This window comes from Paenibacillus tarimensis (assembly GCF_021532315.1).
Lineage (GTDB): Bacteria > Bacillota > Bacilli > Paenibacillales > Paenibacillaceae > Paenibacillus_I > Paenibacillus_I tarimensis.
Genome location: NZ_JAKGAO010000024.1, coordinates 12,283 through 32,735, shown reverse-complemented (window position 1 = coordinate 32,735; position 20,453 = coordinate 12,283). Strand labels below are relative to the sequence as shown.

At 53.4% G+C, this 20,453-nt stretch carries 21 protein-coding genes and 1 riboswitch; of the genes, 17 read left to right on the top strand and 4 right to left on the bottom strand.

What is annotated here, in order from left to right; translation table 11 throughout:
• Nucleotides 1-30: 30 nt before the first annotated feature.
• The gene (locus L1N82_RS18505) at nucleotides 31-954 is read left to right on the top strand and encodes a glycosyltransferase family 2 protein (RefSeq protein WP_235289033.1); all 924 of its coding nucleotides are present in this window, start codon (nucleotides 31-33) and stop codon (nucleotides 952-954) included.
• A gap of 53 nt (nucleotides 955-1,007) precedes the next feature.
• Here the strand turns inward: L1N82_RS18505 and L1N82_RS18500 are convergent, their stop codons facing one another.
• Genes L1N82_RS18500 through lexA form a run of 3 tightly spaced genes read right to left on the bottom strand, consistent with a single transcriptional unit; the run spans nucleotide 1,008 to nucleotide 2,326 of the window.
• Nucleotides 1,008-1,238 carry a hypothetical protein gene (locus tag L1N82_RS18500; RefSeq protein WP_235288950.1) on the bottom strand — a complete coding sequence of 77 codons (231 nt, stop codon included), beginning with the start codon at nucleotides 1,236-1,238 and terminating at the stop codon, nucleotides 1,008-1,010.
• Nucleotides 1,228-1,428 (bottom strand): hypothetical protein, encoded by a 201-nt coding sequence (locus L1N82_RS18495; RefSeq protein ID WP_235288949.1) that lies wholly within the window; start codon nucleotides 1,426-1,428, stop codon nucleotides 1,228-1,230. The genes L1N82_RS18500 and L1N82_RS18495 overlap by 11 nt, the downstream gene beginning before the upstream one ends.
• A 58-nt stretch (nucleotides 1,429-1,486) precedes the next feature.
• Nucleotides 1,487-2,326, bottom strand: coding sequence for a transcriptional repressor LexA (gene lexA / locus L1N82_RS18490; RefSeq protein ID WP_235288948.1), 840 nt, complete (start codon nucleotides 2,324-2,326; stop codon nucleotides 1,487-1,489).
• Between the two features lie 235 nt (nucleotides 2,327-2,561).
• On the opposite strand from lexA, the gene L1N82_RS18485 reads away from it, so the two are divergent.
• The 13 genes from L1N82_RS18485 (at nucleotide 2,562) to L1N82_RS18425 (ending at nucleotide 15,021) form a co-directional block, all read left to right on the top strand.
• A complete protein-coding gene (locus tag L1N82_RS18485) occupies nucleotides 2,562-3,287 on the top strand; it encodes a helix-turn-helix transcriptional regulator (protein ID WP_235288947.1) in 726 nt (241 codons plus the stop codon).
• Nucleotides 3,284-4,135 carry a hypothetical protein gene (locus L1N82_RS18480; protein ID WP_235288946.1) on the top strand — a complete coding sequence of 284 codons (852 nt, stop codon included), beginning with the start codon at nucleotides 3,284-3,286 and terminating at the stop codon, nucleotides 4,133-4,135. The genes L1N82_RS18485 and L1N82_RS18480 overlap by 4 nt, the downstream gene beginning before the upstream one ends.
• A 17-nt stretch (nucleotides 4,136-4,152) precedes the next feature.
• The gene (locus L1N82_RS18475; protein WP_235288945.1) at nucleotides 4,153-5,382 is read left to right on the top strand and encodes a beta-ketoacyl-[acyl-carrier-protein] synthase family protein; all 1,230 of its coding nucleotides are present in this window, start codon (nucleotides 4,153-4,155) and stop codon (nucleotides 5,380-5,382) included.
• Nucleotides 5,379-6,236 (top strand): beta-ketoacyl synthase N-terminal-like domain-containing protein, encoded by an 858-nt coding sequence (locus L1N82_RS18470; RefSeq protein ID WP_235288944.1) that lies wholly within the window; start codon nucleotides 5,379-5,381, stop codon nucleotides 6,234-6,236. Before L1N82_RS18475 ends, L1N82_RS18470 begins: the two co-directional genes overlap by 4 nt.
• Nucleotides 6,229-7,494 carry a beta-ketoacyl synthase N-terminal-like domain-containing protein gene (locus L1N82_RS18465; RefSeq protein ID WP_235288943.1) on the top strand — a complete coding sequence of 422 codons (1,266 nt, stop codon included), beginning with the start codon at nucleotides 6,229-6,231 and terminating at the stop codon, nucleotides 7,492-7,494. Before L1N82_RS18470 ends, L1N82_RS18465 begins: the two co-directional genes overlap by 8 nt.
• Before the next feature lie 15 nt (nucleotides 7,495-7,509).
• On the top strand, nucleotides 7,510-8,268 hold the full coding sequence (gene fabG, locus L1N82_RS18460) for a 3-oxoacyl-ACP reductase FabG (RefSeq protein ID WP_235288942.1): 759 nt from the start codon (nucleotides 7,510-7,512) through the stop codon (nucleotides 8,266-8,268).
• Nucleotides 8,269-8,284: 16 nt separating this feature from the next.
• Nucleotides 8,285-8,533 carry an acyl carrier protein gene (locus tag L1N82_RS18455; RefSeq protein WP_235288941.1) on the top strand — a complete coding sequence of 83 codons (249 nt, stop codon included), beginning with the start codon at nucleotides 8,285-8,287 and terminating at the stop codon, nucleotides 8,531-8,533.
• Nucleotides 8,530-9,573 (top strand): DUF1702 family protein, encoded by a 1,044-nt coding sequence (locus L1N82_RS18450; RefSeq protein ID WP_235288940.1) that lies wholly within the window; start codon nucleotides 8,530-8,532, stop codon nucleotides 9,571-9,573. The genes L1N82_RS18455 and L1N82_RS18450 overlap by 4 nt, the downstream gene beginning before the upstream one ends.
• A 38-nt stretch (nucleotides 9,574-9,611) precedes the next feature.
• Nucleotides 9,612-11,306 (top strand): CRTAC1 family protein, encoded by a 1,695-nt coding sequence (locus tag L1N82_RS18445; protein ID WP_235288939.1) that lies wholly within the window; start codon nucleotides 9,612-9,614, stop codon nucleotides 11,304-11,306.
• Complete coding sequence (locus tag L1N82_RS18440; RefSeq protein ID WP_235288938.1) at nucleotides 11,303-12,103, top strand: RnfABCDGE type electron transport complex subunit D; 801 nt, start codon at nucleotides 11,303-11,305, stop codon at nucleotides 12,101-12,103. The genes L1N82_RS18445 and L1N82_RS18440 overlap by 4 nt, the downstream gene beginning before the upstream one ends.
• A 10-nt stretch (nucleotides 12,104-12,113) precedes the next feature.
• Nucleotides 12,114-13,028, top strand: coding sequence for a YqaJ viral recombinase family nuclease (locus L1N82_RS18435; protein ID WP_235288937.1), 915 nt, complete (start codon nucleotides 12,114-12,116; stop codon nucleotides 13,026-13,028).
• Complete coding sequence (locus tag L1N82_RS18430) at nucleotides 13,028-13,951, top strand: hypothetical protein (RefSeq protein WP_235288936.1); 924 nt, start codon at nucleotides 13,028-13,030, stop codon at nucleotides 13,949-13,951. Before L1N82_RS18435 ends, L1N82_RS18430 begins: the two co-directional genes overlap by 1 nt.
• Before the next feature lie 161 nt (nucleotides 13,952-14,112).
• Entirely contained in the window at nucleotides 14,113-15,021 is a 909-nt protein-coding gene (locus L1N82_RS18425) for a hypothetical protein (RefSeq protein ID WP_235288935.1), read from the top strand.
• 122 nt (nucleotides 15,022-15,143) lie between these two features.
• Here L1N82_RS18425 and L1N82_RS18420 read toward each other — a convergent pair whose 3' ends face one another.
• Complete coding sequence (locus tag L1N82_RS18420) at nucleotides 15,144-16,004, bottom strand: PDZ domain-containing protein (protein ID WP_235288934.1); 861 nt, start codon at nucleotides 16,002-16,004, stop codon at nucleotides 15,144-15,146.
• Between the two features lie 244 nt (nucleotides 16,005-16,248).
• On the opposite strand from L1N82_RS18420, the gene L1N82_RS18415 reads away from it, so the two are divergent.
• From L1N82_RS18415 to L1N82_RS18405, 3 genes are all read left to right on the top strand, one after another.
• On the top strand, nucleotides 16,249-18,348 hold the full coding sequence (locus L1N82_RS18415) for a carbohydrate-binding domain-containing protein (RefSeq protein ID WP_235288933.1): 2,100 nt from the start codon (nucleotides 16,249-16,251) through the stop codon (nucleotides 18,346-18,348).
• Between the two features lie 137 nt (nucleotides 18,349-18,485).
• On the top strand, nucleotides 18,486-18,662 hold the full coding sequence (locus L1N82_RS18410; protein ID WP_235288932.1) for a hypothetical protein: 177 nt from the start codon (nucleotides 18,486-18,488) through the stop codon (nucleotides 18,660-18,662).
• A gap of 200 nt (nucleotides 18,663-18,862) precedes the next feature.
• Nucleotides 18,863-18,962: riboswitch (purine riboswitch) on the top strand.
• A 62-nt stretch (nucleotides 18,963-19,024) separates the two neighbouring features.
• Nucleotides 19,025-20,323 (top strand): NCS2 family permease, encoded by a 1,299-nt coding sequence (locus L1N82_RS18405; RefSeq protein WP_235288931.1) that lies wholly within the window; start codon nucleotides 19,025-19,027, stop codon nucleotides 20,321-20,323.
• The last annotated feature ends 130 nt before the right edge of the window (nucleotides 20,324-20,453 follow it).

Sequence of the window (20,453 nt, the reverse complement as noted above, 5' to 3'; positions counted from 1 at the left end):
GCGGAAAGAAGACAGCTGGGGGTGAGTGTTATGGTACATGAGGCGGAAGCGGCGCGCCTAAATGTCATTATTCCGGTATATAACCAATCGTTTGCGCTTGCGCAGACGTTATACGGGTTCACCAGACAGACCAAGCCATATAACAAGTGCCGGATTATCGTGGTGGATGACGGGTCAGATGAGCCGGTTGACGCTATTGTAGAGGCCTATTCCAATGAGCTTAATATTAACTGCATACGTCTTCCCAGGTCTGGACGGGCAGCGGCACGCAATGCCGGGATACAAGCAGCTGATGCCGACACTGTTGTGTTTTGTGATGCGGACAGGATTCCACAGCCGGGGTTTATAAGCGCGCATGCCCGTGCCCAGCAGCAGATAGGCGGTAGTGTTACGGTAGGACATGTACGGGAAATGTATGTGTCAAACCCAGAAGCTAACCGGAGCCTCATTCTCAAGCGTTATGAGAATGACCGGATGCTGAGGACACCCCAGTACTGCAATCTTGTTTATGGGCTGTTCGGCCCGGATGGTAATACAAACTCCCCTATTGCTTGGGTTGCGACCTTAAGCGGCAACCTGTCGGTGCCGCTCAGCTGGCTCCGTGACGCAGGAGGATTTGATGATCTCTTCAAGGAATGGGGATTCGAGCACATGGAGCTCGGATACCGTCTGATGAGGATGTTTGGAAATTTTCATTACGAGGCTCAAGCCGTTAACGTTCACATTGCTCATCCGCGCGCAGGGCGATCATATGTGTCGCTGCTAACAAGCAGCCATGCTCTGTTTGCGGCCAAATATCCTGGAGACGTGGCTGTAAGCCGGTATCTGGATTTCATGCTTGGCAGGATAAGCCTGCGGAAGTATGAGTCTATAGCTGGAGGGACCCGCGTGGACGGTGAGTCCAGGCCAGGCCATACACATGACGGGTACGTAAAGATTACCAATGGCCTGTAACAACGGTAAAAGGCGAAGCGGGGCTTCGCCTTTACTTGAATCGCGTCTGGTATTCAGGTCTCGGCTAACAGGATATCAAGCATGATTCGCTTAATATCGGTGTGATGCACATAAATCGTCTCGGCATGCACGCGTCCATCCTCACGATTCTCGGTCAGCTGGAGGAGCTCGATATGATGATTCTCATCCATGCGGTATGCCTTGGTCCAGCAGAAGCCTGCTGCATCATGCTGATAGAGAATCGTATATTCCCTGCTGTTGAACGTAATGGTGTTATTCCGCATACCGTTTCTCAGCTCCGGCGTGTTTAGCCAGACAGAGTGCGCTGCACAGCCATTCCCCGTAGTAATTCCAGTTGGGTTCCCCGCGGTAAATAGCATTCCGGCAGCGGTCATATGCGCAATCACAGAGCGGCTGCGGTTCCACGGCCTGGGAGTCAGACAGACCAAATTCAAACCGATCAAAGGCTGGCATCAGGTGTTCCTCCTTCAACAATTGTGTTGAATTCAGCATACGTCATGCTCCAGCCTGCTCACTCCTCTTTCGTTGCGCTGTGGTCTGGTTTCATTGCTCCGTTATCTGCAGAGCGCATAATGCCGGTTACCTTGCCCAGTATATTGACCTTACGCGAGTAGATCGGAGAATACCGGTTATTGGCCGGCTGCAGCCTGATATGCTCCTTTTCCAGGTAGAAGGTCTTCAGGGTTGCTTCTTCTCTATCTACCAGAGCAACGACAATCTCACCATTGTCGGCTGTATGCTGCTGCCTGACGACGACCAGATCCCCGCTCAGGATTCCCTTATCAATCATACTGTCCCCCTGCACGCGCAGCACAAAATGGTTCCCCGACCCGACCAGATGATTGGGCACACTGATGTACTCCTCTATATTCTCCATAGCCAAAATAGGTGTACCGGCCGTAATCTTGCCGACCAGCGGGAGCTTGGTGAAGTACTCAGCAGCCAGAGATCTCTCCTGGACCAGACCTTCATCACTGGGCCCGTTACCTGCATAGATTGGCTTCATCTCCGGCTGCTTCTGTTTGCTGGCCAGATGTTCGGCTAAGGATTGGAGTAGACGGAGATCCTCAACGGTCAACTGTGGGGCAAGCTGATTAATTTGCTGAATGTAGGGGTTAAGGGCGGGTGGGCCGGAATGACGGGGCTCGCTGTTATCCATAAGCCAGTCAAGTGATACCTGAAAATGATTGGCGATGGCGATCAGAGCTTTGGCTGTTGGAGTCGACTTCTTCTTGTCGCTTTCCCAGTCGCTGATATTGCCTGGCGACACGCCGATCAACTCGGCCATTCGAGCCATTGTCAACTGATGACTAAGCCGCAATTCTCGAATTTTACGGTTTATATTGTGCATCAATGTTCCTCCGGGAGGTTCTTATAATCAAACATATGTTCTATCATTATGACAAACTATTGAACGGCTGCATAGAGTATATTTCGCCTCTTTTTAGAGATAATTTAACCTTATATGCGGTTGATTATAAACGCATATGCGCTTATAATCAACGTAACTTACCTGCTTTCCTGCTACCAAGGGTCAAAAAAAACAAAATGATGAACAATTTTGGCAGATTTATTTGCTGCTGAACTTGTTACTATGGGAGTGGTTAGTAGACAGGTGGAAACGAATAGAACAGTATGGTGGTGCATCGATGGATGACGTCCTGATTTGTATCTTTCATGACCGGAAAAGGGCTTTGCCCGCCGACCAATCGGATGTCTTGTCACGGCTTTCTAACATTGCCTATCCAGAAGACTATGACACCCTCCTCAGGCTGATCCGGCAAAAGCCTTACCGTCTGGTGGCAGTTATCACAATGGACAGCACGTTCCCGTCAGACTGGAAGCAAGTTGAAACCTTGCTGCCTTGTCCCTTTTTTCTTATGAGCGGCCTCAACAGCTCGAACTTCCCCGCATTGGTCGCGATGATTGAAAGCTTGAAGGACAGCCTGCGGATAACGGAGGTGAACGATGCCTTTTCGGAGTCACTAGCCTTTATCGAGGAGCACTTATGCGATCATCAGCTCACACTGGAGATGGTGGCTGCACAGATCTACGTCAGCAAGTATCATTACTCTCGTATTTTCCAGCGGTACATAGGGAGCGGGTTTAAGGAGTACGTCATCAATAAAAGGATGCAGAAGGCGATGAGTCTGCTGAGGAGAGGGCATCAAGTTACGGAGGTCTGCTTCGCAGTCGGGTATAACGATATTACACATTTTGGGAGGGTATTTAAGAAAACATTTGGCGGCAGTCCGTCAGCATTCCGGTTGAAGCATGAATATCCAAAAATGGACAAGGAAGTGATGGTATGAAACGTAAGACTAAAGTCTTGTGCGTAGCCGCTGCAGTTGCGGCAGCCGGCGTTGCCGCAGCACTGTATCAATGGTGGACAGCCCCATATGATCTGCCGGAAATCTCCAAGGATCTGACGATTGAACAATATGGACTTGATATGTCAGCCAATCGGCAGGCCCAGCAATCCATTAACGCCCTGCCGGCCGGAGACGAGGTTGAGCAGCTAAAGCAATCCATTGAACAGGAACCCGGTATGATGGCATATTCGAATAAACTGCGGATCCTCATGCTGGAACGGGGAGAGACGGAGCAGTTCCTGGAATATATCGATAGCCTCGAAACTCTTACGGATGCGCTTAAATTGCAGCAGGCTTTGGCTTATGTAGACTTGCTCCAAAACCCGGATCTTGGCACAGCCGCACTTGGGCAAATCTCCTCCCGTTCTATCTCCGTTCTAAACAACCTGCTGGAAGACAGGCCTTATGATTTATTTACCCACTATGCAAGAGGGTTAAACAATCTTTACTGGCCATCCGGCCTGCAGCGTACTGGCAAAGCGATTCAGGATCTGGGTTACTGCCTCGCCGTGGCCAAGCAGCTTGAGGGGACGATGGACCTGCCGTTGTGGCCGCTTATCTATACGGCTTATGGGGACGCTCTCGTGAAGGACGGCCAGGTGAAGGAAGGGATTCTGGTCTGGAAGGATGGAGCCGCAAGGTACACAGAGGACAAGGAACTGCAGCGGCGAGCCTCCCTGGATGAGCAGGGCGCCCTGGATGAGGTTAGGGCGGTAAGAGGTATTGACGAGTTCCGCCGGCCGGATCCATCCATATCGGATTTAAGTATTGTCTGGACAAGCACATAAATTAGGAGAGAATCCGCATGGGTAACCACGAAGCAATTGTTATTACAGGGGTCGGTGCAGTGACCCCTGTGGGGATGACGGCCGAGAGCACCTGGCAGGCACTGCTGCAGGGAGTGTCGGGAGCTCGAAGAATTAAAGCTTTTGATCCGTCAGAGCATGCTTGCCAAATTGGGTGTGAAGTGGATGACATTGAACACCTGACGTTACACCCGGCACCTGGAGGGCGGGCAACGCGCCTGCTCCTCCCGGCTGTTGAAGACGCTCTCCACGAGGCACGCCTGAGCATGGAAGGATTAATTAAGGCTGAACGCCGAATCGGTATTTGTATTGGCACCACTATGGGAGAGATATCTCCCTATGAGGAGGTTATGAACGGCCGTTTGCCGGGAAGTCCGGGGGGGCCAGGCATCATTGCGGAGCACATGACAGATTATTTTGGCTTCGGCGGCAGCTGCTGGACGATAACGAATGCTTGTGCTGCAGGTAATCTGGCTATTGCCCGTGCGATGGATGAGCTCATGGCCGGCCGGGCCGATGTGATGGTGGCGGCGGGTGTGGACGCAATGTCTTGGGTGGCATTTACCGGTTTTTCCAGCTTGCGGGCAATGACACCTGATTTGTGCCGTCCTTTTGACGCTGACCGCAGAGGGCTAATGCTCGGTGAAGGAGCCGGAGCCATTATTCTGGAACGTGAATCGAATGCACGGCGGCGCGGGGCAAGGCCGCTGGCCAGGTTGATGGGATATGGCCTCAGCAGTGATGCTCACCATATTACACAGCCTGATCCGGGGGCAGAGGGCTCAATTCGGGCTATGGAACGGGCAATTGAGATGGCAGGTATTGACAAGGGGGCGATCGGCTATGTGAGTGCTCATGGTACGGGTACACAAGCCAATGACCGCATGGAATCAGTAGCCCTTCGTTCCGTATTCAAGGATTCGATCATTACAAGCTCTATTAAGGGACATATCGGCCATACTCTGGGGGCTGCAAGTGCTATTGAGGCTGTAGTCTGTGTCAAGGCACTGGCCTCAGGCTGGCTGCCGCCCACCATAAACATGCGCAGGCAGGACCCGGATTGTCGGGTTCGTGTCATTGCGAATGAACCGCTTGCCATGCATACGAGCTATATTATGTCGAACGCTTATGCGTTTGGGGGCGTAAATTCTTCCATTATTATTGGAAGGGCAGAGACAGAAGCCGGCAATGAATTACAGCAGCAGCCTAGAGAGGAGGAAGCCTGTTGAGTATCATAGCATTAACGGGAGCAGGCGTTATCAGCCCTTCCGGCGTAGGAACGGCTTTCCTGCCGAGACCGGACGGTCTGTCATCATGGGGCAGTTCCAAACTCCCCGACCTTGATCCTGCCGACTACGGCTGGACGGGACTCAAACGGATGTCCAGAGTCGTAAAGTATGGCAGCTTGGCTGTAGGGGAAGCGTTCCGCTCGGGGGGCTTCGAAACTCCATTTGAAGGAGAGGCCAGTAAGCGCACCAGTCTGGTGGTTTGCTCCAGCCACTCCAATCTTGAGCCCATTGTAGCCATGTATCAGGATGCCCGTCAATACGGAGCAAGCCGTGTGAATCCCGGATTATTTCCCGAGACGGTCATGAATGCCTTTGCAGGCCACCTCTCCATCTATTTCCGCATTACAGGTACCAGTGTAACTCTCTCCGACGCAATTCCTTCCGCTCCATCCGCATTTTTGTATGCCGCTGACTTATTATCATCGAATCAAGCCGATATGGTGATGTGCTGTATGCTCACTCTCCATCCTCCCTCTATGATGGCCCAAGTGACGTATCAGGAAGAAGAAGGACCGGGTGCTGAATCCATTGTGGCACTCTTGTTCCGGCGCGTCAGTGATGCGGGACCGACAAGTGCTGTTCTCCGCTGGGAAGCTGCTGACATCTGCATGCATGATGACAGCGGGCCTGTTGTAAGACCGGCTGACGGATTTCTGGCGGCCGCTTCCGCTTATCACGGTGTAATAAGCGGGAAGCTGCAGGAGCAGCGGTGGACGGTAAGCGGCCGGGCGAAAGGGTACTACTCCTTCTGTATGGCCGGTCTGAAGAACAAGGGGGAGCAGGTTCATGCGTAATCCCTCGGTGGTCATCTCAGGAACAGGCAGCCTGGCTTCCGCGGGAGTCGGTTCATCTGCTGTCTGGGAATCGGTAAGGGATGGCAGAATTGAACGTTCGGACCGTGTTTATCTGATGGGCGACGGTAATGAGAGGCGGTATCCGGTTTATTCCGCCCCCGAGCTTGATCTGCGTGACTGGGTGCTGCCGGCTGACTATGGATGGCTGTCCGGGGAGGGCTTGCATGAGGACCGGGATTTTGTCATGGCTGTAGCGGCAGCCGTCATGGCGATGGATGAGGCTGGGCTCACAGAAGGTGACCGCCAGGATACGGGGCTTATTCTCGGTCATGAGAATCTTGGCGTTAACCGTCTGATCGACCGTATCCTAACCTCCTCAACCTATGCCGAGTCCGGTTCGCCATTCCTCTCGACGGACCCGGAGGGGGCCTTCGCCGAGTACCGTGACTCCTTTTACCGGCTGCAATCCTTTCCTTACTTGTTCTATATGGCCAAGGCACTGAGGATCAGGGGTATGACACTTGTGATCAATAATGCTTGTGCAACGGGGCTGTATGCTTTGGAAGCGGGCAGTCAGCTGATACGTTCCGGCCGGGCTGCCAGGGTGGTTGTAACTTGTTCCGATTATGCGCATCTTACGGAGCACCTGTGGCTGGAGGGCAAGAGCTTCGGCTCCGCCTGCGGCAGCTTGAAGCCCTACGATATCAACCGCGACGGGTCGGTCCTTGGTGACGGCGCCGCTGCAGTTGTGCTTGAAGCAGGATCACAGGCCGGCTTGCGTCCTGACCGCATTATAGCAAGCTATGCCGGTGCTGCTTTCAGGCAGGATACCTGGCACTTGACCCTGCCGGATGCCGTCTCACATACCTATGCGGAGACGATCAGGCTGGCAGCGGAAGATGGCAGCGGTAAGCCGATCGACTTGATTGCTCCGCATGGCACGGGTAATGCGCTGTGGGACAAGTATGAGGCAGCGCAGCTGCGCAGAGCGTTCGGGACTGTTCCCCCCGTAACTGCCTTCAAGGGCTGTATTGGCCATACGCTGGGTGCCAATGCCCTGCTTGAGACCATACTGCTTCTGCACTGCATGAGAGACAGTCTGATACCCGCAGCGGCCGGCTGTGATGAGCCTGATCCGAAGCTTGAGCTCCCTGTCGTAACAAAGGCCAGAAGCTGCAGGCTGGATAGGGTGATGAAGGCTGTTCCCGCATACGGCGGTTTCATGGCAGCGGCAGTATTCGAGCAGGTAGACAGATAAGGGGGAGATGGGTGCTTGGGAGTCCAATGGAACTTTGAAGGCAAGCGGGCGATTGTAACAGGAGGCTCAAGAGGGATTGGGCGGGAAATGGTTAAGCTGCTGTCCCAGGCAGGCGCAGAAGTCATGTTTACGTACAGGAGCAGCAGAGAAGCCGCCATTAGCCTGGAGAGAGAATGTGCCCCGCATGGCCCATTGGTCCGGGCGGTTCCATGCAATCATGCTGAAGAAGACGAGATTTGCCGCTTCAGGGATGTCATTGCGGAGGAGTGGGATGACCGCCTCGATTATGTGGTCAACAATGTGGGGATTACCGCTGATAACCCGATGTTTCGTATGACATCGGCACAGTGGAATAGCGTGCTGAATACGAATCTCACCTCGATCTTTACGATGACGCAGGGTCTAATACGCGCACTCTCCACAGCACAGGGAAGCGTTGTTAATATGACCTCTGTAGCTGGTCTTACTGGTGCAGCCGGACAGGTCAACTATTCAGCAGCCAAGGCGGGGATTATCGGACTCACCAAGGCGATGGCCAAGGAAACGGCGGGTCTTGGCGTACGGGTGAACGCCGTAGCTCCGGGCTATGTGGCCACAGATATGTTTGGCCACATGCCGGAGGCCAAGCAGAAGCGGGCTCAGCAGGCTGTTCCGATGCGAAGGCTCGGACAGCCGGCAGAGGCCGCTGCGGCCGCCGCATTTCTCCTGTCGGATGCAGCTTCTTATATAACCGGACATGTGCTGGTCGTAGATGGCGGTTTGACACTATCTTGATGAGAGGGGATTGGATATGAAGCAGGATATCAATAAGTTTAGTACAAGACTGGTTGAGCTGGTAAACCAGCTGACGGGTGAAGAATGGGAGCTTTCCTGTCTTGACCGCCCCCTGGAGGAGCTGGGTGTTGATTCGTTAATGGCGCTGGAGCTCGCCGTTCATCTAGAACGGGAATTCGGAATCCGGCTGGAGGAGGACGAACTCGCTTCTTTGACGAGACTGTCTGATATTGTTGACAAAGCCGAAGGCAGACACAATCAATGATTACCACGCTGGTGACAGGGCTGACACTGGCCGCAATACTCGCTATTATTGCTCCGCTTCTGTATCTCCGTTTGTTCCAAGTCAACATTCCCCGTATGACAAGAAGGTTTCATTTTCCGGAGGATCTTCTGTACAGTACACGGTTTCCAATTATTCTACGTGCCTTTCTAAGCGGCAATAACCGGGTGATCAAACCGTTTCTGCGTGTGCAGAAGGTCCGGGCATCGCTTGAATCGGAGGATCCTTTTTACAAGGGATTTGCCTATGAAGGGACAGGTATGGGCTTCGGGGCTAAGGCTTCGTTGTGGCCGGGCAGAGGCCGCAGGTTCGAACGTTATATCCGGGAGCTGGACCCTCTATACCTGTATCAGTATTATGTCGGGCTTGGCTGGTGGCTGCATATTCGCTACCGTTACCGGTTTGCCGGATATAGCAGATGGATGGAGACGCTAGACCCCCGTTATGCCCATATTGTGTTCGATGGGGTGGGTTTTAGAGCTGCGCTGTTTGAATCTCAGGAAGACCCGTCGGTCCATCTGCAATTTGAGAATTTCCCGATGGACTGCCGCCGGGTGTGTCTTCAGGGTTACGGAAGGGGGCTTTGGTTCGTGAGCCAGTTCAATCTGGAAGCTGCAATGGCGGCAATTGAACAGCTGCCTGCCTCTTACCGCCAGGATGCATACAGCGGGCTGGGTCTGGCGGTTGCTTACAGCTTATTCGACCGCGTCCCGTTTGGCTTCGAATCGCAAGCCCGAATTCCGTCCGCTCACCGTGTTTCCTACTGTCAAGGTATGGCCTTCGGCTGGGAAGCCAGGAAACTGCAGAATGAGGGATTTTGGTATGAGCAGCTGGAGAGCTTCACGGACCGATATGCGAAGTGTGCCGAGCGGTATGTAGATTGGGTGCGCGAAGCGGAGGTTCTCATGAAGCATAGAGCAGAGGACCCCGACTCTTATTATACGAGGTGGATGGATCAGATGAGAATGCTGCTTAAGCAGCGGGGGACGCAGGATGGGAGTGAAAAAGAAGCATGCTGTTAAACAGGAATAAGAGAGTCGTTTATGCCGCCGTTGTCCTATTGTCTGTCTTGATTTCCGGCTGTACAAGCCAGAGCAAGCCGGTATCCCATGGCTTCTCGTTCGAGGATGTAACGGAGGAATCGGGCATCGCCTTCGTTCATGCCAAGGATACCTTCGATCCTAAGGTAGCGAACATATTCCAGTGGCTGGCTTCCACTGGAGCAGGTGTGGCAGCGGCTGATTATGACGCAGACGGATGGATGGACCTTTACTTCATCAATAGTAAGCGGGGGGAACCCAACGCCCTCTATCGCAATAAGGGAGACGGCACCTTTGAGGAGGTTGCGGCAGCGGCGGGAGTGGCGGATGTTAACACGCACGGGATGTCCGAGTCGGTGGTGTGGTTTGACTACAATAACAGCGGTTATCCAAGCTTGTTCATCGGCAGCTGGGGCAAGAGCAAGCTGTTCAGGAACAACGGAGACGGCACCTTTACGGAAGTAACAGACACTGCCGGGGTTGGCTATAACGGGTATGTGAACAAGGTCATCACTCTGGACTATAACCGTGACGGGTTCCTGGATCTCTATCTGGGATGCTATTTCAGAGAAACGGATGATCTATGGAACCTGAACTCTACCCGAATCATGCACAGCGACTTCGAACGAGCACGCAATGGCGGGGCTAATGTTCTCTATCGGAACAACGGAGACGGCACCTTTACGGATGTATCGGCTGAGCTTGGGGTGGACGATACGGGCTGGACACTCGCAACCGGCTCTGCTGACCTGAACCGTGATGGCTGGCCGGACCTGTACAATGCCAATGATTTTGGACCGGATTCCCTGCTGCTGAATCAGGAGGGTAAGGGATTTGAGAAAGTTGTCCAGAAACGCGGCATTGGCGACGATACCTTCAAGGGAATGAACGTCGACTTCGCAGATTTATTCCATGACGGCAGGCTGGCCTTCTATGTGAGCAATATCAGCAAGGAAACGTATCTGCTTGAAGGTAATCAGCTGTGGCATGAAGGCGAGGATGGGGTGTACCGCGACCGGGCGCCTGACCTCGGACTCAAGCAGTCAGGTTTCTCATGGGGGGCCAGATTTTTGGATGTCAACAACAGCGGTGAGATGAGCTTAATGGTGACCAACGGCTTTATATCCGCCAGCAAGAAGCGAGATTACTGGTATGACATGGGCATCCTGGCGACAACGCCTGGTGACATTGTGGAAGATACGAAGAACTGGCCTGACTTTGAGGACAAGTCCATGTCGGGACATGAGCAGAAGAAGCTGTTCCTGAACGACGGCACAACCTTTACGGACGTAGCTCAGGATGTAGGGCTCACGTTTACTGAGGATACGCGCGGTGTCTCGGCGGTCGATCTGTGGAACCGCGGTAATCTCGATCTCGTCTTCGCCGTGCAGAACGGCTCTGCGCGCGTATACAAGAATCAAAATGAAACCGGCCATCACTGGATCAAGCTGCACCTAGTCGGAACGCCGCCGAGCAACCGGGATGCTGTCGGTGCGAAAGTGATATTTACCGTGAACGGGGTTTCCACCGTTATTGAACGCGATGGCGGGAACAGTCACGGAGGGCAGAGCGATCCGCGCATACATTTTGGACTGAAAGATGCAACAGCTGTGGACAGCATCCGGATTGAGTGGCCGAGCGGCCGGGTGGAAGAGCTGAGTGAAGTGCCGATTGACCGAATCACGACGATTGTTGAAGGGGCTGCTGCTGAATGATCATGCAGCTTAAACGGATAGATCCCCGCTATTATGTCCTTTTATTTCTGACAAGCTTCGTAGCCGCAGGCCAGCTGTTCCTTGGTTTCTTCCAGCAGTGGGACACTATGATTACCGCCGTTACAGCGGCGGTAGCGGCCGAACTGGTGCTGACCCGGATGCTGCGCGGGCGATGGATCGTCCCGCTCAGCGCCCTCATTACCGGTCTTGGCGTGAGCCTGCTGCTGAGCTCCCACCTGCTGTGGCCTTATGCGCTGGCATCTGTCCTGTCTATCGGCATTAAGCATACGGTCCGGATCGGTGGCAAGCACTTGTTTAACCCCAACAATGTGGCCATGTGCTTCATGCTCTGGTTTCTCCCCCAGTATGCTGTCAGCACGCCCAAGCAGTGGACGAACGGGTATGAAATCATGGCGTTTATCCTGCTTCTCGGCGCTGTCGCGGCTTATTCAGCCGGAAGACTGGACACGGTGCTTGCCTTTATCTCGGGATTTGCGCTGTTTGCGGCAGTCCGCTCCTTCCTCTTCGGAGCCCCCTTATTTTTTGCATTCGGGCCTATGCTCGGTGCATCCTTCCAGCTGTTCTGCTTCTTCATGATTACGGACCCTCAGACCACACCGCCAACGCGCAGGGCCAGGGTGTTATTCGCATTTGGAATCGCCGCCGTAGATGCAGCACTACGTGTCATGGAGGTCACGAATTCCCCGTTTTATTCAGCATTCCTGATTGCTCTGTTCGTCGGCCTGCCATATCGGCTTTATAATCGCCGCCAATCACGCCAGCTCGTTATGAGATAGGAGGGATACGATGGGTGCAAGCATTGTGACCCACACCAGATTAATGTCTGCTGAAGAGCGGGCCGCATGGAGAAGGACAGGAATTGGAGGCAGCGATATAGCTGCAGTATTAGGAATGAACCCGTGGAAGACCGCTCTGGAAGTGTATCTTGAGAAGATCGGCGAATCTCAGCGGGAAGAACCAACTGAGAAGATGAAGCTGGGCCTTTCAATGAAAGGGGTTATTGCCCGGCAGTTTTCCGAACAGACGGGACTTCGGACGCTTCGCCGCAATATGATTTATGCCCATTCGCAGCACAGGCATTTAATTGCATCGGTTGACCGCTGGGTTGTTGGTGACGGTGCGGGTCTTCTCTGTAAATCTACAGGTGAGTACAGCAATCCTGAATGGGACGGGGGCAAGGTTCCTCTTGTAACGCTGCTTCAATGCCAGCATTATATGGCTGTCATGGGGGCCGATCACTGGTGGGTGGCGGCTCTTGTTGGCGGCAATAAGCTGAAGATCGTACGTGTTGAGCGGGATGAGGCTGCGATTCAGCGGATCATTCGTCAGGGCCTGCAGTTTTGGGAAGGCCATGTCAAAGCCGGGCATCCACCGGAGCTTGACGGCAGCGAAGGGGCTGTCAGGCTGCTGCGCAAGCAGTTCCCGGCTGATGATTCCTGCATGGACAGCTGCAAGCTTCTGCCGCGCGAGGCAGAGGATTGGATTGCGAAGTATAGAGAGGCTGAAGCGGAGGAGAAAGCGGCTTTCCGCCGGAAGACAGAGGCAGAGAACCGCCTCAAGCAGATGCTTGGACAGTATGAGCGGGGGAAGGCGGGCGGCGTCCTCGTGGAGTGGCGAACCGTCCGTTCCCGGACAGGAAACCGGCAGCATTACCGGAGATTCAGGCTGACGGCGAACACGACTATGCAGGAGACGGAGTGATGATGCACGTGGCAGAACAACCGTATTCTTTACGAAGGCGCATCAGCTGGGCAGCAGCAGCGGTTATCATTGGAATCGTGGCCGCCGGCTTCTGGAATTACCACGTGGTTGATGATTTTGGCAAAAATGTCGTAGCCGCGCCGATCATCGGCGGGGACTCGGCTGCAGCGCGCTATGAGGACAAGGGGGCAGGGTTCGGCTTTTTGTTTGCGGCGGTTGCAGGGCTTGCGGCAACTTTTACGGCATGTAATTGTGTTGTCTTCAGCATGCTGCCCGGCTTGACCTGCTCCAAGGCTGCGAGCCGTTTCACAGCCGTGCGAGCGCTGCTCGTATTTCTGGCAGGCGTTATGGTGGTATGCGCGGTGTATGGCATGTACATCGGAGCTTTAGGGGCAGGGGAGCTTAGCCAGTACAATGAGCGGGCAGTCCGGATATTCCAGGCCCAAACTACTTTTACTATACTGGGGTCTATGATGGTGTTATGGAGCCTGATTACCTTTGGCTTCTTGAATCGTGTTATATCCTGCTTGCCGGCTTCTATCAGACGTTTTTTTGCTTCACCGATGACCCAGGCCGGATTAATGGGCTTGATGTCGGGTTTCTTTGCGATTGGCAGACCGTATCCGGTTTTTCGGGATTTTCTAGCCTACGCGGCTGAATCGGGGAGCATTTTCTATGTCATGGCGGCCATGGTGGTTCAGGGGATCGGACAATCGGTCGGCCTGATCCTCGTATTCGCCATTCTGATCGGAGGCTTTGGCAGGAAGCTTTCTTCGTGGACAGCGGCCAATCCGGAGAAGCTTCGCCTGATCAGCAGCGTGGCGCTAATGATCGGCGGAGCGTATTTCATCTATTACTGGGGCCTGGCATTTGCTTATGATATCGGGCGCTGGGGCTTTAAGCTGAACTGGTATGCGAATTAATCGAGAGAATAACTTTGGGGGATTCAGTAAATATGCAGAAAGTTCTACCTATACAAAGACCTGAGTTAACGGGTTACCCTATCCATGCCAACATGACCTCCATTCTTCCCGGGCATCCTTCATATAAGGATTGGCTATATACAAATTACACGCAGTTAAGATTGGATATATATGAAGGACCGGATTTCATCCCGAGTGACCGTTATTTTGTAGAGTTCTATCAGCCGCTCATGCGGGGATATCATCCCCTGCTCAACATACACAGCATCAGAAAGCAGATGCTGCGCTTATCCAATATTGATGTGTGTGATCTGTTTATGAAAGCGATTGACTCAGGCAGCTACATATCTGTGCTGGTAGATAAACAGTACATACCTGCTTATGATACGAAAGAAAGTACACCGCATGACTTGTTTATCTATGGATATGATGCGGATAAAAAGGTGTTTCTCGTTGCGGACTTCTTTCCCCTTCCCTATCCCTCGTATTCGGAATCAGAAGCATCCTTTCATGATATACACCGAGGATTATCCCTGGAGATTGATCACACGAATGATTCTTGGGACAGTGTATATGGTGTGCAGTTCATAGGGATCAACGGCTTAAAATCCTTTTCATTTGATCTGCCCTACTTCCGGCAGACATTAGGCGATTACCTGAGCTCGACCAACACGGCTTCAAGATACCGTGCCATTCAGGGGATACCTGTGGAGAGACCCGAGCTGCATGGAAGCCTTAACCCTAAGTTTGGCATGTCTATATATGACGCATTATGTGAGCTGGCAGAGTTTGATTTACTGTTGTTGAGAGCGGTTCATATTATATATGAGCATAAGCAGGTGATGTCCAAACGTATTGGCTTCCTGGATCAAGCCGGCTTGCTGGACGGGCAATACGGGGTACAGTTCCAAAAGGTAGAGGAGAAGGCAGCGGTGATCAGAAACTTTGTCCTCAAGCAGATATCGGTCAGGGACAGTACCAAGAAGGCGACCCTCAAGGGAATGATCAATCAATTGACTGAGCTGGAATTTGACTGTCTGGACAAGCTTGCAGGGCATCTGAGGGAATAAAGTGCCTATAGTTTCGAGAGGGTATTAGTCGCATCTCAGCCCCTATTCATATATACAAGAACAGACAAGATCCATGAGATCTTGTCTGTTTACTGTTCGCAGGATACAGCCGGGAAATTGCCTTACACCCCCGACTGTCTCTTCCGGCGCTCTGCCACCTCACTCAGCGGCTCGGCTTCAGGGTCAACCATACCGGTAAACTGGTCATCATAGGTCGGTTCGATGTACGTTATGCACCGCTGGCCGTCCCTGTAATACACCACCTCAACGGAAACAGACGGTTTGCCGTACAGTTGTCCCAGAGCCACAACAAAGTCCCGGTAGGTCGGAACTGCCCGTCCCCCCAGCTCTACAATGAGCGCACCGTCCCGCAGTCCGGCTTTCCAGGCGGGTCCGCCGGAGTAGACGGTCGCGATATGGTTACCGCCCGGCTGCCGGGAATCGAGACCCTGCTTGCGCAGTTGTTCGGCGGCTGCGGTATAATTCATGACTCCGAGACGGGGATAATTGAAAATTTCGTTGCGAAGGTCCATCCCCAGCTCTATAACTGTCTTGAGATGGAACAAGGACTGCCTCCACCCCATCTCCCCGCATTCCCTGATCCACTGCATCGCTTCATCCGGCCCATAACCATCCACTGCAGCAGTCAGCTTCGTCATGCCGTCCAGCTCCTGGAAGTGAAAGGATGTTTGCAGGGTGTAAGGCCACAGGCTGCCATCGGGCATCACAACCTCATACTGTTCATCAAAAACAATCAGCTCCTGCTCCACTTTCTCCACGCAGGAAGCCTTGTTAGTCAGCTCGCCAATGACCAGAACGACCGTATCGCCCACCTTGATCTCGTCCCGCGGTGACGACAGAGAGGAGATATCGGCCAGAAACTGTTTCCAGCCGGACACGGTAGCGACGTACCGCCATACTTCACCTGCGGCTGCCTCGATCCAGACGGTATTGCTGGAAGAAGCGCCGTTATTCGTTAACATGCGTTTAACACCTCCGGCAGCAGTATATAACTCCTTGGGTCTGCTTGCTCGGTGTTGTTTGCCTGTCCTACTTGGCAATCCTCGGTCCCCGCATTCTAGGTCTTCGCAATGAACATTCAGTGTTCTTTCAGATATGCTTCAGGGCAGCTTCAGTTTTGGTTGATAAAGTGGAGCTAGTTTTAAAGTAAACGTTTCAAGCGGCCTGGCATTCGCGGCGGAGCGTATTTATAAGGGGGAAGCAGCAATGAACAGCAAAGGTATTAAGATGAGGCTTGGCACAGCGCTGCTGGCGGTTATACTGCTGGCAGCCTGCAGTGATAACAGCGGCGTGCAGAGCACGGTGACTGAAGAGGCAGCTGACACAGCGACTGCGGAGGCAGCACAGACAGCCGCGACAGGTAGGGAAGGGGCCGAGACGGCAGCTGAAATATCCGGTACGTTCCTCGTTACAGAGGATATGGTCTCCTATGAAGAAGAGGATCAGTACAGCGATTGGGAGGGAAGCGGCCCGAGCTACATTCAATTGCAGGGTGATACGGCAGCGCTTCAGGGGGAAGGAGCAGTAATGATGGGAGGAAGGATAACGATTGCGCTGCCGGGTACTTATGTTGTCAGCGGGCAGTTGAATGACGGACAGATCGTTGTTGATCTGGAGTCGGACGGACTGGTTAGAATTGTGCTGAACGGTGCGGAGATTAACAGCTCAACAAGTGCGCCGATCTATGTGAAGCAGGCGGATAAGACGGTTATTTCCCTCCCCCCGGGCACAAGCAATAGGTTAACCGACGGGGAAAATTATGTGCTAGACGATGCAGAGGAGGGCGAGCCGAACGCAGCTGTTTTCAGCAAGGATGACCTGACGATTAACGGCAGCGGCGCGCTGATCGTAGAAGGCCGCTATAACAATGGCATCGTGGGCAAGGACGACTTGAAAATCACCGGCGGAACGCTTGTTATTCATGCGGTCGATGATGGAATCGTCGGGCGGGACGTTCTCGCGGTAACGGAAGCGGATATTGAAATTAATGCTGGCGGTGACGGGATGAAGTCCACCAACGATAAGGATGCGGACAAAGGCTTCGTGCTGCTGGAGGGCGGCACCTACCGGGTAATAGCAGGCGCAGACGGCATTCAGGCCGAGACATCGGTGCTGGTAACCGGCGGGGAGTATACCTTGATTACCGGCGGCGGCAGTGTGAACAGCAGCAAGCAGGCAGACGCGGGACAGTGGGGCGGCGACCGGGGCCAAGCGGGAATAATGAAACCGCAGGATCAGCCGGCGCAGCAGAGCACACAAGTACAGCAAAGCACACAGGCGCAGACCAGTACCACGGATTCCACGAGTGCGAAGGCGATTAAGGCTGCCTCGGATATTACGATCAGCGGAGGCAGCTTCATAATGGATTCCGCCGATGATGCGGTTCATAGCAATGGCACGGCCCATATAACTGACGGCACGCTCACGATCACTTCGGGCGATGATGGCATTCACGCGGATTCGCAGGTTATCATTGCCGGCGGCAGGACAATCATTACGAAGAGCTACGAGGGGATAGAAGGCAAGCTGGTGAGCATGACAGGTGGAGAGGTGCATGTCACGGCAAGCGATGACGGTGTTAATGTGGCAGGCGGCAAAGACGGTTCCTCCCAGAACGGCCGTACAGGACAGAACAGCTTTAGTTCTACCGGAGACGCGGCGCTTTACTTAAGCGGAGGAAGCCTTACTGTAGATGCAGGCGGAGACGGGCTTGATGCGAATGGCTCTATGTATATGTCAGGCGGGACGGTTATCGTTAATGGTCCAACTAATAGCGGGAATGGAGCTCTTGATTATGACGGCGTATTCGAGGTCAGCGGGGGGACGCTTATCGCAGCTGGCAGCTCGGGCATGACACAGGCTCCTTCCGAAGCATCCAGCCAGTATTCCGTGCTGATGACATTCACGCAGGTACAGCCGGCAGGTACGATCACCCATGTGCAAAATGCAGGCGGCGATACGGTCATGACCTTCGCGCCGTCAAAGGACTATCAGTCCATCATGATATCATCACCAGAGCTGAGCAAGGATGAAACGTATATGATCTATACCGGAGGCTCGGCATCGGGGAATGCCGCGAGTGGTTTATATGCAGACGGTTCCTACGAACCGGGCACTGAGGTCGTCAGCTTCTCGATATCGAAGCCGGTCACCTATATGTCGGAGACGGGGGAGACGGAAGCCCGGGCAGCGGGGCCGGGAGGCGGCGGCTTCGGCGGAGGCCGCGGCGGTGGTGCCGGCATGGGACGACCACGGAGCGGAGCTCCCGCAGAGCCCGCGATTCCCGCAGCTCCAAGTGGTGGATAACAATGCCGCGAGTGGTTTATATGCACGAGTATGATATGCAGTTGTCGATTAATCCTTAGCGGAGAACGGCCGAAGCATAGCCTGCGGATGGTTGGGAAATAGTAACGGGAGTTCAGACGGAGGGAGGGAATACCGATATGAGCAACCGTATTGAGGAAATCAAGGCTGACCAGCAGAACTTTCTGGACAAGACGGATGATACCGTGAAGAAGGTCCCCACCAACACAGACTCGGACGAAGCTGTGGAAGCGATGACCTCCCATCTGAACAAATATGACGACCAGGAAGAGTACAAGCAGGACAAGAATAATTAGGCAGGGCTCGCTAGCTGCCGAATTCTCAACTCACATATTGGCCAGGACAGGAGCAGGTTATCTGACGTCCTGGGCAGTATGTGTTTTTTTATTTTCCTTAAATAAAGGCGAACATTCGGTCTAATATATCTACAAAAGTTCGGGAAAATGGCTCGGAAGTTCGGAAAAATCATTGACAGCCTGCCACTAATCCAGTATTCTATCAAAGGCATGAAAAAACTCGTATATCCTCAATAATATGGTTTGAGGGTTTCTACCAGGAGCCAATAATTCCTAACTACGAGTATGGGATCCGTGTATTTTAACGCATCCTATACAGTAGTTGGGATTTTTTTATTTCAGAATATGGAGGCAGGGAACAAATGGACAGATGGTTTGCGCTTAAGGAACGCGGCACATCGGTGGGAACCGAGGTGCTGGCTGGGATAACGACCTTTTTTACCATGGTGTATATCGTCATTGTGAATCCTGGTATATTGAGCCAGGCGGGCCTTGATTTTAACGGCGTCTTTACCGCTACGGTGCTTGCCAGTATTGTGGGCACGCTTATTATGGGACTCTGGGCCAACTACCCGATTGTTATTGCGCCAGGGATGGGGCTGAATGCGTATTTCGCCTTCACGGTAGTAGGGGGAGGAGAAGTCAGCTGGCAGGCGGCATTGGGCGCCGTCTTCGTGGCCGGCATTATCTTCGTCCTGCTGTCGCTTACATCCTTCCGATTCATGCTGCTGGATGCAATACCGCCAAGCTTGAAGCATGCCATCACGGCAGGCATAGGCTTGTTCATTACCTTCATCGGCTTGCAAAATTCCGGTATCGTTGCGGATTCACCCGCTACGCTGCTCACGATCGGCAATCTGACGGAACCGATGACGCTGCTTACGATCATCGGACTTGCGATCACGGTAGTGTTGATGTCTTACAGGGTCAAGGGATACCTGTTTGTGGGGATGCTGATTACAGGCATTATTGCCTGGTTCATGGGCCTTATGGAGCTGCCGTCCAGCTGGGTGGGCCTGCCGACCGGCTTGTCCGCGACGGCTATGCAGATGGATATCGGCGGTGTAATCTCGAACGGCCTGTACGGGGTTATTTTTACCTTCCTGCTGATTACGCTGTTTGATACGACAGGCACGATGCTGGGCGTGGCCGAGCAGGCCGGACTGCTGAAGAATAACAAGTTCCCGCGCTCAAGGGGCGCATTGCTGGCGGATGCGGTGGGGACGACGACTGGCGCCATGCTGGGCACAAGCCCGACATCCGCTTATATCGAATCCAGCGCGGGCGTTGCGGTAGGCGGCCGGACAGGACTGACGGCAGTAATCGTGAGCGTATTGCTCGCGCTGACTCTGTTCTTCACGCCGGTCATTTCCGTATTGGCCGCTATCCCGGCAATTACGGCGCCGGCACTCATTATCGTCGGCTTCCTGATGATCAGCACGCTGCAGAAGATAGACTGGAGCGATTTTGAGGTTGTTTTTCCCGCGTTCCTGATCATCGTATTAATGCCGCTGACTTACAGCATTGCAACAGGGATCGGTGTCGGCTTCATCGCTTATCCGGTATTGAAGGCGGTCCGCGGCAAGTGGCGCGATGTCCATCCGATCTTCTATCTGTTCGCCGTTCTGTTCGCCGTCCAGCTTGCATTCTTCGCGCATTGATACGGACCTTGCGTCCGTATGAGTGTAAGAGGAGCTTGTCATTAATGGCTTGGGCTTATTATAATCTGTAATTTCAATCCCCTTGCAGGTGGCCTGCAAGGTTTTTTTTTTTGCGCTCTCCTTCATGTGT

Bases quoted from the DNA above. Each gene is read 5' to 3' on its own strand.
- L1N82_RS18505 (WP_235289033.1), top strand. From the start codon at position 31: ATGGTACATGAGGCGGAAGCGGCGCGCCTAAATGTCATTATTCCGGTA.
- L1N82_RS18500 (WP_235288950.1), bottom strand. From the start codon at position 1,238: ATGCGGAATAACACCATTACGTTCAACAGCAGGGAATATACGATTCTC.
- L1N82_RS18495 (WP_235288949.1), bottom strand. From the start codon at position 1,428: ATGCCAGCCTTTGATCGGTTTGAATTTGGTCTGTCTGACTCCCAGGCC.
- lexA (WP_235288948.1), bottom strand. From the start codon at position 2,326: ATGCACAATATAAACCGTAAAATTCGAGAATTGCGGCTTAGTCATCAG.
- L1N82_RS18480 (WP_235288946.1), top strand. From the start codon at position 3,284: ATGAAACGTAAGACTAAAGTCTTGTGCGTAGCCGCTGCAGTTGCGGCA.
- L1N82_RS18475 (WP_235288945.1), top strand. From the start codon at position 4,153: ATGGGTAACCACGAAGCAATTGTTATTACAGGGGTCGGTGCAGTGACC.
- L1N82_RS18465 (WP_235288943.1), top strand. From the start codon at position 6,229: ATGCGTAATCCCTCGGTGGTCATCTCAGGAACAGGCAGCCTGGCTTCC.
- L1N82_RS18455 (WP_235288941.1), top strand. From the start codon at position 8,285: ATGAAGCAGGATATCAATAAGTTTAGTACAAGACTGGTTGAGCTGGTA.
- L1N82_RS18450 (WP_235288940.1), top strand. From the start codon at position 8,530: ATGATTACCACGCTGGTGACAGGGCTGACACTGGCCGCAATACTCGCT.
- L1N82_RS18440 (WP_235288938.1), top strand. From the start codon at position 11,303: ATGATCATGCAGCTTAAACGGATAGATCCCCGCTATTATGTCCTTTTA.
- L1N82_RS18435 (WP_235288937.1), top strand. From the start codon at position 12,114: ATGGGTGCAAGCATTGTGACCCACACCAGATTAATGTCTGCTGAAGAG.
- L1N82_RS18430 (WP_235288936.1), top strand. From the start codon at position 13,028: ATGATGCACGTGGCAGAACAACCGTATTCTTTACGAAGGCGCATCAGC.
- L1N82_RS18420 (WP_235288934.1), bottom strand. From the start codon at position 16,004: ATGTTAACGAATAACGGCGCTTCTTCCAGCAATACCGTCTGGATCGAG.
- L1N82_RS18415 (WP_235288933.1), top strand. From the start codon at position 16,249: ATGAACAGCAAAGGTATTAAGATGAGGCTTGGCACAGCGCTGCTGGCG.
- L1N82_RS18410 (WP_235288932.1), top strand. From the start codon at position 18,486: ATGAGCAACCGTATTGAGGAAATCAAGGCTGACCAGCAGAACTTTCTG.
- L1N82_RS18405 (WP_235288931.1), top strand. From the start codon at position 19,025: ATGGACAGATGGTTTGCGCTTAAGGAACGCGGCACATCGGTGGGAACC.